This window comes from Terriglobus aquaticus, from assembly GCF_025685415.1.
Classification (GTDB): Bacteria; Acidobacteriota; Terriglobia; order Terriglobales; family Acidobacteriaceae; genus Terriglobus; species Terriglobus aquaticus.
The window spans coordinates 3,173,745-3,187,628 of sequence record NZ_JAGSYB010000001.1; the positions used below are offsets into that span (position 1 = coordinate 3,173,745).

The window sequence follows — 13,884 nt, forward strand, 5'->3', positions numbered from 1 at the left end:
CGGCGCTCGCTCTGCCCGCGCACCCGGTTCGACGCGTAGTTGTGACCTTGCGCAGCGGCCAGGAGATGTCGTGGAAGCTCTAGCGTTCGATGATGGCTGCGGGTCGCCGGGCGGGTCGATCCCGGCGTATCGTCGGAACGGCGCGGAGCCGCATTGGTTTTCGTGCCTGCTTGTGCGGAGGGGACCGGCATGAGACTTCGTTGGATCTGCAGCATCCTGCTGGCGGCTGCCGCTGCCGTGAGCAGCGCTGTACTGCAAGCGCAAGAGGAGCCGCTGGTCCGCGCGCAAAGCCGGCTCGTCATCGAAGACGTTCTGGTGATGGACGCGCACGGCAACCCGGTGCACGGTCTGCCGGCGTCGGCGTTTCATGTTCAGGACCAGGGCAAGCCGCAGGAACTGCGCGCGTTCGAGGAAGGTTCACCCGAGATCTCGGACGGGGCGGCGGTCGCTGCGTTGCCACCCGGCACATTCAGCAACGCGCCGAGCCCGGCGTCCACGACCGAGGTGCTGCTCGTCGACACAGACGACATCGAGTTGCTGGACCAGATGTTTCTGGGCGAGCAGTTGCGAAAGAGCCTCGCGACCATGCCAGACGGTTTGCCCGTCGCGATCTTCACGGTGCGAAACGGGCGGGTGATCCCGGTGATCTCTGCCACGACGGATCGCGATGCGCTGGTGCGCAGTGTGGCGTCGATCCTGCCGGTGCAGAACCATGCGATCGACAGCAAGTTTCAATCGGCGGTAAACCAGTTGATGAGTGTGGCGGCGCTGCTGCAGCAGACGCCCGGGCGAAAGAATCTGATCTGGTTTGCGGGTGAATTTCCGCTGGTGACGGTGAGCGGCGATCAGGAGGCGGGCAGCTTCCAGGTGAACTACTCGGCGCGCGCGAATGAGATTCACCAGGTGCAGGAGGCGCTGGCGGAGGCGCGGGTGTCGGTGTACCCGGTGGATGTGCGCGGCGTGATCGCGGACGAGGTGTCGATCGCAGAACTGAATAAGGCTGCGATTCAACTGGGTGCCGCAGGTGGCGGCACGGGTGGCACGGGCGGGCGCAGTCCGCGGGATGCCAACCAGGCGTGGAAGAAGATCGAAGTTCCTACGGTAGGGCCGACGACAGTTGCAGGCCAGCGTGCGGAGATGCGTGAGCTGGCGCTGGCCACGGGCGGTCAGGCCTACATGCTCAACAACCTGGCGGAAGAGATCGATCAAGCGTTCGACCTTGGCAAGTCGGCGTACACGCTGGCGTATGTGCCGACGCCCTACAGCACCGACCAGAGTTTCCATCACGTGACGATCGAGGTGGATGGCGGCTATACGCTGTCGTATCGCAAGGGATACCTGGCCACGTTTACCGGTGCACCCGAGGAGGGGACGCCGCGCGCGCGGCTGACGCGCGACGGTGCCAAGACGATCGACCCGGCGCAGAACCGAGCGCTCATCTTCCAGGTAAAGCTCACCGAACGCGGCGACGCCCAGCACGTCACGATGAGCTTCAGCATTCCGTTGGCGGAGCTGAAGCAGGAGCATTCGGGCGGCGTTTGGAGCAGCAAGCTGCAGGTGTCGACCTATGCGTATGACGTGGCGGGAAAGGTGCGCGATGGTAGGCAGCAGGAGCTGGATACGAATCTGAGTGACGAACAATACCAGCGCGCACGCGATGGGCAGAAGCGTGTGGCGACGGTGCAGCAACTCACGGTGCCAAAGGGTGCGAAATACCTGCTGGTCGTCGCCCGCGACCAGGACTCGCAACGAACAGGGTCGTTGCTGTTGCAGACGCGAGCGCTGGACACGTTGCCCCTGGAGAGCCCGGTGAACGGCGCGATGCGCTAAGAGCCGGGGCTTCCGGGGCTGCGAACGTCTGCCTGAGCGGTGGGATCCCGTTCTGGCGTGCGGCTTTGGCGACGGCGTATTGTCAAAGCGGACCCATGCAGCGACCGCTCCTTCGCCTCCTCTGCCTCAGCATTGCCGCAGTTTTGCTCCAGAACACCGCTGGCGCGCAGGCCCACAGTGCGCCGCAGGCCGTGCCCAAGGGCGCTCGCTCGCGCGTGTGCAGCGGGCGCGCGGTGCCGCAGTTTACGGACGTGACGGCGAAGGCTGGCATCCACTTCAAACACCTGGCAGCGCCAGAGAAGAAGTACATTCTCGAATCGATGGGCGGCGGCGTGGTGGTCATTGACTATGACCGCGATGGCTGGCCGGATATCTACTTCACCAACGCGCCCACCGTGGACATGACGCTGCGCGGTGAAAAGGCGCAAGGCGCGCTGTACCACAACAACCACGACGGCACCTTTACCGACGTGACCGCGAAGAGCGGCCTGGCGACGCCGGGCTTCGCCATGGGCGGCGCGGTGGGCGACTTCAACAACGACGGCTGGCCCGACCTGTACGTGACCGCGCTGGGCGGTAACAAGCTGTACAAGAACAACGGCGATGGCACGTTCACCGACGTGACCGCAAAGGCGGGCGTGGCGGATGGCCGATGGTCGACGGGCGCTGCCTTCGGCGATTACGACAACGACGGTTTCGTCGACCTGGCGGTTAGCAACTACGTCGACTTCCGGCTGGACGATCTGCCGGGCTTCGGCAAGAGCCCAAGCTGCCGGTACCGTGGCATCGATGTGCAGTGTGGACCGCGCGGCCTGCGTGGCGCGGGCGATTCGCTGTTCCACAACAACGGCGACGGCACCTTCAGCGATGTATCGAAGGCGACGGGCGCGGACGACAAGCCGGGCTACTACGGCCTGGGCGTGGTGTGGAGCGACCTGTCCGGAACGGGCCGGCCGGACTTGTATGTGGCGGATGACTCCACACCGAACTACCTCTATCGCAACGATGGTGGCGGCAAGTTCACCGACATCGGGCTGGAGTCGGGCACGGCGGTCAGTGGCGACGGGTCGGAGCAGGGATCGATGGGCGTCGCGATCGGCGACTACAACCACACGGGCCGCTTCTCGATCTATGTGACGAACTTTGAAAACGAGTTCAACACGCTGTACCGCAACGACGGCAAGAACGACTTCAGCGATGTGTCGTACGACGCGGGTGTGGCGCTGCCGTCGCTTCCGTATGTGAAGTGGGGCGTGGTCTTCAGCGACCTGGACAACGATGGCTGGATCGACCTGTACTCGGTCAACGGGCATGTGTATCCGCAGGTGGACACACTTCCCTCGGGCGCTCGGTATGCCGAGCCTTCCAACTTCTTCCTGAACGAGAAGGACGGCACCTTCTGCGATGCGAGCGCGCAGGCAGGAGCACCAGTGGTTGCGCCGCGAGTGGGACGTGGTCTGGCTGCGGCGGATTTCGAGAACGATGGCAATCTCGATCTGATTGTGGAGAACCTGGATGGCACGCCAACGCTGCTGCACAACGCGGGTGTCGCGGGCCGGCACTGGATTGGTTTCGAACTGGCAGGCACGAAAAGCAACCGCCTGGCACTCGGCGCCAAGGTGGTCGTGCACGCCGGCTCAGTGACACAGACCGACGAGGTCCGCAGCGGCGGTAGCTATCTTTCGCAGAGCGATCTGCGGCTGCACTTTGGTCTGGGTGCGGCAACTGCGGTGGACGCTGTAGAGGTGTACTGGCCTTCTGGAGCGGTCAATCGGTTGACTCATCTGCAGGGTGACCGGCTCTACGCGGTGCGCGAAGGCGATGGGGTGGTACCTCCTGAGGCAATCCGACCGGGGCGGTAGCTCTCATCGGAAGTAGCAACGATTCAGGTACTTAGCTCTCCATCGGAGGCCGTGCGTTCCTCCATTGGAATCTTGTTCGCCCAAAGCCGACGAAATGACTTGACAGCTAAGTTTCCGTTGCGTTTTCATGATCAGCGGTTCAGGCAATCCTTTTACCAGGTACGTCAGATGACGGAAGCCTCGTTCCACCCAAAGTAGGATGCGACGGTCGAACAGCCGCATTGCAACCACGTTCTGTTTCTCGGAGGCCAATGAAAAGGCAAAACACATATCTCGGGGCTCTAGCCCTGGCCGCCGTACTTTCTGGGAGCATGCTTGCCCAGAAGTCCAGCGGTACCGTGACCGGGCAGGTTACGGATCCATCCGGCGCGGCGGTGCCGAATGCGACCGTAACGCTACTCAATAAAGCAACGAACACCAACCGCATTGTTCATACGAACAGCGCGGGTGAATACACCTTTACCGACGTCCAGATCGGTACCTATGAAGTGGACGTGGTTGCGTCCAGCTTCCGCAAGCAGGTCACGCAGGGCGTCATCGTGAACGTGGACACCGTGACCAGCGCCGATGCGCACCTGGTTACCGGTGACGTGAGCGAGTCCGTGACCGTTACCTCCTCCACCGTGCAGGTGCAGACCGAGGACGCGTCGGTAGGCGGCGTGGTCGACGGAACGCAGGTGAAGGAACTGCCGCTGAACGGACGTTCGTTCGTGCAGTTGACGCAGTTGCAGCCCGGCGTCTCGCCCGCGAACAACTTCGACTCGAAGAACAAGGGCTTGCAGGCCGGCGTTGACTTCTCGGTGAACGGCAATCCGACGACGAACAACCTGTACTTGATTGACGGCGCGAACAACAACGACGTGGGTTCGAACCGCACCATCCTGATCTACCCCAGCATCGACGCGATCGCCGAGTTCAAGATGCTGACCAACAGCTACGGTCCGGAATACGGCCAGGCTTCGGGCGCCATCATCTCCATCGTGACGCGGCAGGGTACGAACACGTTCCACGGATCGGCGTTCTACCAGGGCCGTAACGACGCTCTGGCGGCGTACACCTACTTCTCGCGTCGAAATGCCGGCCAGGGTCAGCCCCTGAACGGCAAGGACAAGCTGCGCCGCAACGACTTCGGTTACTCCATCGGCGGACCGATCCTGAAGGACAAGCTGTTCTTCTTCTTCAACCAGGAGTTCAACCGCACCATCAACGGCTTCACGAAGACTGATTGCGTTGCCACCGCGGCCGAACAGGCGGGTGACTTCACGCAGACGTACGGCACCATCTCCGGCAGCACGACGCCTTCGTCGGGATGCAACGAGCCGCAGCCGACCTTTGCGGACGGATCGCACAAGCTCGCGACCATCGACAAGGCGGGCGCTTTGCTGGCGCAGTACTATCCCACGCCGAACCAGCCCCTCTCTGCAGGTGGCAACAACTGGTCGGTTTCGCTGCCGACCTTCGTAAAGTACCGCCAGGAAAACGTGCGTGCCGATTATGTGCTGGGCCGCAACCAGTTCATGGGCCGGTACACGCAGGACTCGTGGTCTGATCCTTCGTACAACGGCAACCAGTACTGGGGCGACTCGGACTTCCCCGAGGTGAACTCCAACTGGGCGCAGCCTGCCAAGCAGGTCATCGGCCGGTGGACCAGCACGATCACCAACACCCTGGTGAACGATGCCGAGTTCTCGTATTCGAACAACCGCATCAACATCACGCCGGGCGGCACCAACGCTGGCTTGCTGCAGCAGTTGACCGCTGCCGTTCCCACGCTGTACCCGACCAGCCTGAAGAACAACAAGGCGGGCAGCATTCCGCAGATCTGGGGCGGCCTGGGTAACTATGGCAACAACCAGAACCTGCAGACCATTGCACCGTGGAACAACCTGGAAAACCTGTACAACGTGCGGGACGACGTTTCCAAGGTGGCCGGCAAGCACCAGTTGAAGTTCGGTGTCCTGCTTGGCTTCAACCAGAAGGATGAGGACTCGAGCACGTCGTCGTCCGAGCACCCGACCTTCTCCACGGCCGACTACCAGGTGGACACCACCCACGGTGGTTACCGTACGGGCAACAACCTGGCCAATGTGCTGATCCCGAACAACCCGTTCACGCTGACGGAAACGTCGACCAACGTGCGCGCGTTGCTGGATTGGCGCGACTACGAGTTCTACGCCGGCGATGTCTGGAAGATTACGCCGCGCATCACGCTCAGCTACGGTGCCCGCTGGTCCTTCCTGCGTTCGCCGTACCAGCCGAACGGTGCGGAAACCAGCTTCCAGCCTTCCCTGTACGACCGCACCAAGCCGGCGTCTGACGCCTGCAACGGCCTGTGGTACGTTCCCGGCAAGCCCTCCCCCTGCACCGCTGCCAACGCAACGTTTGGCACGTCGTTCAGCGCGGGTACGCCCGGACCGAACAAGTACCTGGTCAACCAGAACAACCACCTGATCGCGCCGCGCGTGGGTATCGCGTTCGACGTGTTCGGCAACGGCATGACGGCGGTCCGCCTGGGCGGCGGCGAGTTCTACCAGCGTGAGCGCGTATCGCGTTACACCCTGGAAGCCAACGCTCCCTTTGCGGTCACCACCAGCAACTACTCGCGTGCGCTCTCCGGTGCGACTCCGGCATCGCTCTCGGGTGGATCGGCTTCGCCTTCCGGCGGCTTCGATGCCTCCAACACGCTTCCGTCGACGTGGCAGTACAACGTTGCCGTGGAGCAGCAGTTGGCCAAGAACACCACGTTCCAGATCGGGTATGTCCACAACCGCGGCATGCACCTGACCTCGAGCTACGACATCAACACGATCCCGTCGCAGAACTGGGCGCTTGCCACCTTTGCCCCAAGCGGCAACGGACCTGGCCAGCAGCAGACCTTCCGCCCTTACAGCAACTTCGGTTCGCTGGCGTGGTGGTCGCATAACGGCGATTCCAACTACAACTCGCTGCAGACGGCGTTCCGCACGCAGATTGCCGGCTTCCGCTTCCAGGCTTCGTACACCTGGTCCCACGCGATTGCCGACATCCTGACGGACGACTCGAGCGGTGGTACGGGCGCGCAGAGCTTCACCTATTACCCGAACCCCGGTTTGGATAAGGGCAACGCTGCGACCAACCGTCCCAACTTCTTCGTTGCGAATGGAACGTACCTTCTGCCCCGGCTGCAGGGACACAACGGCCTGGTGCAGCAGACCCTGGGTGGATGGGAACTGACGGGCATCACCACTGCCGCGTCGGGTAACTCCTTCACCATCTACCAGAACGGCATCGGCGAAAACACCGCGGCCGTTGTTCCGGGCCTGACCTCCAACGCAATCGTCAACGGACAACTGGTTCAGTACCCGGCCGGTTCGGTGACGGCGCTGTTCCAGACCGGCCTGGTGAGCAACCAGCGTCCGTTGCTGGCCCAGGGACAGAGCTGCAGCAATGGCGGCAACATCGGCGGATCGCAGGTGATCAATGCCAATGCGTTCACGCTGATCGGCTACCAGTTGGGTTCCTACAACCCCAACATGGCTCCACGCGGTGCCTGCCACGGACCGAAGCTGGTGAACACCGACCTGTCGCTGGATAAGAACTGGCGCATCCACGATCGCTTCAATGTGCAGTTCCGCATGGATGCGTTCGACTTGCTGAACCACGCAAACTTCCGCGCCGACCAGATCAACGGTACCGCGGTGGCCAGCGTGAACTGCGGACCGCGGATCGGTTCGGGCTACGCGCCCTGCTCGCCGGTCAACAACGTCGTGACCAACCAGATCGGCGGTCAGAACTTCGGCCAGTCGACGGGTGTGAACGGCAACGCGCAGCGGCAGTTCCAGTACGGTCTGCACCTCGAGTTCTAACGCTCGCGGTCAGTCAAACCTCGGGAGGGTGGGCCTACGGTCCTACCCTCCCGTTCTTTTTCCGGTCGCGCGTGTGGGTGTGCGCGCCGGTCAACCTCGTACGAGTACGATAGAAACGTCAGCTTTTCTTCCATGCATCCTGCCCGATTCCGCCTCACTGCCCTGCTTCTGCTGTTTGCTGCAGGAGCCTGCACGAGGGCACCTGCCCAGACATCGCGGCCCAGCACAACCCGTAAGAACACCAGTGCGGCTCCGCAGAAGGCCGCGGCGGATTCTCGTGACAAAGCCGCGAGCGCAGCGAACAGCGGCGACGCGAGCAGGCCCAATGTCGGAGCGAGGCTCGACATGCTGGTGCGCCTGCAAAGCGCCGCAGTCAGCTCCGGCAATCCGGCACAGATCGCCGCAGCCTCCCGCGAGATGAACGCCGAAGTCCTGCGGCTGCTGAGCCTGATCGCCGCTGGCGAAGGCCGCGTCGCAGAGGCGATCGATCTGGATCGCGAGTCGCTGGTGCTGCACCCGGCGGACGACGTTGCACTGCACCTGGCGTCTTTGCTGGCCCAGACCGGTCGTGCCAGCGAAGCGCTGCCGCTGGCGGAGCGAGCGACCGAAAGCGATCCACACAATGTGCGTGCGTTCACCACGCTGGCAGCGGTGCTTCGCAGCCTACATCGCGATCGCGAAGCTATTGCTCCGCTGAACACCGCGCTGCAGTTGGATCCGCGCCCCGAGATCGCGCTGGCGCTGGGGTCCGCCATGCTGGGCGCGCACGAGAAGGACCAGGCAGCTCAGGTCTTCCAGCGCCTGCTAGCCGCCACCGACGGAGCAGCGGTATGGCATGTGGCCATCGGCGATGCGTACCGCGAGGCGGACGACCCGCTGAGTGCCGCGGCGGAGTTCCAAAAGGCGCTTGCGAAGGATCCTCGCGCTCCGCACGCCGAGTTCTTTCTGGGCCTGGTCGATCTGCAGGTCCATGAGTGGGGCCCGAATCCGGACAGCTACGTGCACCTTCGCAAAGCCGTAGAGCAGAACCCGCGCGAGTACCTGAGCAACTTCTACCTGGGCGCGCTGGAGGCGACGGACGGCCGCGACCTGCCGTCATCGGACCGGCACCTGAAGGTGGCTGCCGAGGCCGACCCCAACCAGCCGGAAGTGTGGATCTACCTGGGGCAGAACGCGAATCGCGAGCACCGCACGGACGAGGCGATCGCAGACCTGCGCAAGGCCGTGCAGTTGACGGGTACTGACGAGGCGCGGAACCACTTCCAGATTCGCCGCGCATACTTCACGCTGGGCCGGCTGCTGATCGCCGCAGGCAAGCGCGAAGAGGGCGAAAAGTACCTGGAGGACTACCGCCGCACGGGCGCAGCGGATGCAGCCACGGCCAGCGCCAGCATCGCGGAGAAGCAGGGCCGCATGGACGGCAGCGTCGCCGAAGCGCCAGGCACCGATGGCCTGCACTACCTGACCGACGCCACGCCGACCGTGGCGGCAACAGCGGCGGCCGCCGCTGCTACGCCGGCCGCGCAAGGCGGCTCGGCCGCCTCTTCAGCGGATGCGGTCACGGCATCGCCGCAGCTCCGTTCGGCCGAGGCGCAACTGCGGTCCATGGTGCGCAACGGCTACAACGACCTGGGGACTGCCGAGGCACGCGAGGGCGAGTACGCCGGCGCGCTGCGCGACTTCCAACAGGCGGAGCGATTCGGCGACGCCTCGGCGGCGCTGCTGCACAACATCGCCATGGCCGCCTACCGGCTGAACGATGCGGCCGAGGTGCAGCGTGCATTGACGGAGTACTTCGGGACCACGCCGACCCCGGTAGATCCGCGGGCGCGCCTGATGCTCGCCATGGCGAACTTCGATCAGGGGCACTTCGGCGAGGCGGCGCACGACTTTCACGCAGCGGGCGCGGCAGCGCTCAGCGATCCTCGCACCACATACAGCTATGCGCTTTCGCTGGCTCGCGCGGGCCAGGTCAAAGAAGCCAACGAACTGGCCGACAAGCTGGTGAACGCCGGAGGTCTACCGCCGGATAAGCTGGCGCTAGTGTGCAACGTGTACTTCCTGGCAGAGAATTACGAAAGCAGCCGCACGTGCTACAGCAGGGCCGCGCAGGAGGATCCCACGCTGCCGCGCGCGCACTACTTCGTCGGCGAATCGCTCATTCACCTGGATCGCCCGGCGGACGCCATTCCGGCGCTGGAAGCGGAACTGAAGATCTCGCCCGGCGAGCCGAATGTGGAGAGCTCGCTGGCGTTTGCCATGTCGCAAACGGGACGCAAGGATGAGGCGATGACGCTGCTGGAGCGGACCGTTGCGTCGCACCCGGAGAATGCGCCGGCGCAGTACCAGCTTGGCAAGCTGCTGGCCGAACAGGGAAAGAATGCGGAAGCGATCCCTCACCTGGAAGCCTCCGTGAAGAATGACCCCGCGAAGGATTACGCGCACTACCAACTGGCGACCGCGCTGCGCAAGGCCGGGCGCACAGCCGATGCGGAGCGTGAGTTCGCGGCGTACCGCCAGATCAAAGACCAGCACCGCAACGACCGAGCCGCACCCAAGGGCGCGCAACCGGAACGTGCAGCTCCCTAGCGCTGCACATGGCCAGCTTTCGGCGACAGGCTCTTGTCGTCCCACCCACTTATTACCGGTTGCACCCAGCACCCAGAAAGCGGACGCATGTCTCTCTCCCGGTTGAACGAACGTCTCCCTCGGCCTACGCGCCGCGAGTTCCTGGCCGGCGCGGCCGTTACCAGCGTGGTGCTTGCGAAGACACCCGCGGCCTTTGCCATGGGTGAAGCGCAGCACGGCGCATCTGCCCCGGTGCAATCGGTTCCTGGCATGTTGCCACCGGCTGAGGGCTTTACCCGCGGGGTTGGCGTATACCCGGGGCAGCCGCGCAGCTACGTTGGTCCACGCTTGGTGCCCGCGCCTGCGGGCACGCGCAACCTGGCGCTGCACAAGCCGGCGTATCACTCCAGCAGCTACGACTACAACCTGACCGCGCAATGCATTACGGACGGCATCGCCGCAACAGAGCTGCCGATGTGGTTCGCCTGCACGTCGGGCGAGCGGCTGCTGCCCAAGCCCGAGCGCGAGATCCTGATCGACCACCATCCGGCGAACACGCTCAAGATGAACGGCTCGCACCAGGTGATCGAGCTTGCCGTCGGCGGTGGCACGACCATGCCCGAGGTGGATCGCGTGGAGCTGTTTGTGGTCGTGCCGCAGGGTGTGGCGCCCGCGACGCTCAAGTTCGCCATCTCCACGTCAGAGGACGGTCACACCTGGCAGCAGCAGGGCACCGTGAGCGGCGATGCGCCGGCGGATGCGTCGCTGTATCCACCGGACCTGGTGCAGGGCAATCAGTTGCTGGCACCGAAGATTGCGTTTGCCGCGCCAGCGCGCGCTCGGCGCTACCGCGTGGAGATGACGGCGACGGCATCACCCGCGCATTTCCGCGGCTACCAGCCGTGGCAGCTTGGGCAGGTGGCGTTCTACCGTGGCACCGAGCGCGTTGAGATTGGCGGCCCCTACCACTTCACCAGCGCGTGGAAGAGCGCCGGGCTGGATGAGGAGTGGGTGTATGTGGACCTGCTTGACGAGTGCGCAATTGAGTCGGTGAAGCTGCACTGGATCGCGCCCGCTTTGCAGGGCAAAGTGCAGGTGTCCAATGATGCGCACACATGGCAGGATGCAGGCGATGTGAAAGGCACCCTACCCGCCGAAGAGATTCGGCTGGCTTCGCCGGGCCGAGCACGCTATGTGCGCGTGTTGATGACGCAGCCCGCGACGGAGCACGGCTACATCCTGAGCGAGCTGGAAGTGATGGGCAGCGGTGGCCGTGTCGCCGCGCACGAAGCCGCGCCTGTTGCGGGAAGCGGAAGCGAGCTCTCGCTGTCCCGCATGCCGTGGCGCCTGCAGCGGGACTCGCTGGTGCAGGCCGATGGTGTTGCGCTCTCGAAAGCGGGCTTCGCGGATGCGGAGTGGCTGCCCGCGACCGTGCCGGGAACGATCCTCACCTCGTACCTGAATGCAGGCGCTATTCCCGATCCGAACTTCGGGGAAAACCAGCTCTATATCTCCGACACTTTCTTCTATGCGGACTTCTGGTACCGCACGGAGTTTGCGACCCCGGCGGCCTCTCAGCAACGCAAGCTGCTGTGCCTCGACGGTATCAACTGGAAGGCTGAGGTCTTTCTGAATGGCGAGTCGATTGGCCGCATCGATGGAGCCTTCTTTCGCGGCGTCTTCGATGTGACGGGCAAGCTGCGCCCGGTCGGCGAGAAGAATGCGCTCGCGATACTGGTGCGCAAGAATCTAAACCCGGGCACGGTGCACCAGAAGACCTACGAGAATCCAAGCCCGAACGGTGGTGCGCTGGGGCATGATGCACCCACGTTCCACGCGTCGGTGGGATGGGACTGGATCCCAACGATTCGCGGGCGCAACACGGGCATCTGGAACGACGTTCGCCTGGTGAGCGTGCCGGATGTTGTGGTCGAAGATCCGCTGGTACAGACCAAGCTGAATGCGGATCACAGCGTGGCCGACGTGACCGTCACCGTGGTGATGCGGAACCGCTCGGGCAAGAGCGTGCATGGCGAGGTAGTCGGTTCACTTGGCGATGCAAAGTTCTCTGCGGCGTGCAAGGTCGACGCGAATAGTGAGCAGGTGGTGACGATCACCAGTGCGAAGAACCCAGCACTGCGCATCAGGAACCCGAAACTGTGGTGGCCCAACGGATACGGTGAGCCGTACCTTTACCAGGCCAGCGTGGGCTTTACCTCGCACGGCAGTGCTGCGGCGGAACCGCTGCGCTTTCTGGCCGGACTGCGAGAGATCACAACTTCAGAGACGGACAGCCGCTTGAAGATCTTCGTGAACGGCCGCCGGCTGGTCGCGAAGGGCGGCAACTGGGGCTTCTCGGAATCGATGCTGCGGTATCGCGACCGCGAATACGACGCCGCGATGCGCTACCACCGCGAGATGAACTTCAACCTGGTACGCAACTGGGTCGGACAGATTGGCGAAGACGCGTTCTACGAGGCGTGCGATCGTCACGGCATCATTGTGTGGCAGGACTTCTGGCTGGCCAATCCGTGGGACGGTCCAATTCCCGACGACAACAGCATGTTCCTGGCGAACGGGCGCGACCTGGTGAAGCGCATTCGTCGGCATGCATCGGTCGGCATCTATTGCGGCCGCAACGAGGGCGATCCGCCGCCCGCGCTGGAGGCCGGCATCCGCAAGCTGCTGGCGGAGCTGCACCCCGACCTGCACTACATTCCCAGCTCGGCCGATCACGTGGTCAGTGGCCATGGACCGTATCGCACGCTCAGCGCGATCGACTACTTCAGCAACCCGGACAACATGCTGCACTCAGAGATTGGCGCGCCGAACATTCCATCGCTTGAGAGTGTGCGGGCCATGATGCCGGAGCGCGCTCTGTGGCCGCAGGGCTTGGAGTATGGCCTGCACGACTTCACGCTGGAGGGTGCGCAAGGTGCGCAGACGCTCCTGTCGCTGATTGCGGATGAGTACGGCGGCGCGACCAACGGAGCGGACTGGATCGAGCTGGCGCAGTTCCTGAACTACGACACGTACCGCGCCATGTTCGAGGCGCAGAGCCGCGACCGCATGGGCGTGCTGTTGTGGATGAGCCATCCGTGCTGGCCGTCGTTCGTGTGGCAGACGTACGACTACTACTTCGATTGCACTGCGGCATACTTCGCGTGCAAAAAAGCGTGTGAGCCGATCCACATTCAGTGGAATCAATTGACCGACGCTATCGAAGTGGTGAACTACAGCGCGGGCTCGCAGGATGCGCTGCAGGCCACCGCGGAACTGCTGAATCCCGACGGCACCAGCGTGTGGAAGAAACAGGCGCCGGTGAATGCGCCGGATGACTCCACAACCAAGGTGATCGCGATGGAGTTCCCGGCTGCGCTGGCGGCGGTTCACCTGCTGCGACTCACGCTGACCAAGGGCGACGCGGTGCTCTCAAGCAATACGTACCTGCGCGCGAAGGATAGCGGCAACCTGCGCGACGTGCGGCGCTTCGCAAAGGCGAATCTGCGCGTGAGCACGCAGCAGCAACGGCAAGGCGAGGTGTGGCGCCTGACCACGACCGTGACGAACACGTCGACCGTCCCGTCGCTGCTGACGCGGTTGGAGGCGGTGGGTGCGCAGGATCACCAGCGCATTCTGCCCGCCATCTTCGACGACAACTACTTCGTGCTGATGCCCAACGAGTCGCGCACGATCACGACAGAGCTGAAGCACGAGGACACCCGCGGTCAGCAGCCCGCGATCGCGGTCAGCGGCTTCAACGCGCACACAGCCTGAGC

Annotated in this window: 5 protein-coding genes; all 5 read left to right on the forward strand. The window is 63.8% G+C overall.

Features of this window, described 5'->3' with window-relative positions:
• Positions 1–189 precede the first annotated feature (189 nt).
• The 5 genes from OHL12_RS13230 (at position 190) to OHL12_RS13250 (ending at position 13,882) form a co-directional block, all read left to right on the forward strand.
• Positions 190–1,830: a VWA domain-containing protein gene (locus OHL12_RS13230; RefSeq protein WP_263414287.1), complete on the forward strand. Its 1,641-nt coding sequence runs from the start codon at positions 190–192 to the stop codon at positions 1,828–1,830.
• A 95-nt stretch (positions 1,831–1,925) separates the two neighbouring features.
• Complete coding sequence (locus tag OHL12_RS13235; RefSeq protein ID WP_263414288.1) at positions 1,926–3,692, forward strand: CRTAC1 family protein; 1,767 nt, start codon at positions 1,926–1,928, stop codon at positions 3,690–3,692.
• 311 nt (positions 3,693–4,003) lie between these two features.
• Complete coding sequence (locus OHL12_RS13240) at positions 4,004–7,537, forward strand: TonB-dependent receptor (protein WP_263414289.1); 3,534 nt, start codon at positions 4,004–4,006, stop codon at positions 7,535–7,537.
• 132 nt (positions 7,538–7,669) lie between these two features.
• The gene (locus OHL12_RS13245) at positions 7,670–10,126 is read left to right on the forward strand and encodes a tetratricopeptide repeat protein (protein WP_263414290.1); all 2,457 of its coding nucleotides are present in this window, start codon (positions 7,670–7,672) and stop codon (positions 10,124–10,126) included.
• Positions 10,127–10,213: 87 nt separating this feature from the next.
• A complete protein-coding gene (locus OHL12_RS13250) occupies positions 10,214–13,882 on the forward strand; it encodes a glycosyl hydrolase 2 galactose-binding domain-containing protein (RefSeq protein ID WP_263414291.1) in 3,669 nt (1,222 codons plus the stop codon).
• Positions 13,883–13,884: the final 2 nt, after the last annotated feature.

Coding starts and splice junctions, on each gene's coding strand:
- OHL12_RS13245 (WP_263414290.1), top strand. CDS start 7,670: ATGCATCCTGCCCGATTCCGCCTCACTGCCCTGCTTCTGCTGTTTGCT.
- OHL12_RS13250 (WP_263414291.1), top strand. CDS start 10,214: ATGTCTCTCTCCCGGTTGAACGAACGTCTCCCTCGGCCTACGCGCCGC.
- OHL12_RS13240 (WP_263414289.1), top strand. CDS start 4,004: ATGCTTGCCCAGAAGTCCAGCGGTACCGTGACCGGGCAGGTTACGGAT.
- OHL12_RS13235 (WP_263414288.1), top strand. CDS start 1,926: ATGCAGCGACCGCTCCTTCGCCTCCTCTGCCTCAGCATTGCCGCAGTT.
- OHL12_RS13230 (WP_263414287.1), top strand. CDS start 190: ATGAGACTTCGTTGGATCTGCAGCATCCTGCTGGCGGCTGCCGCTGCC.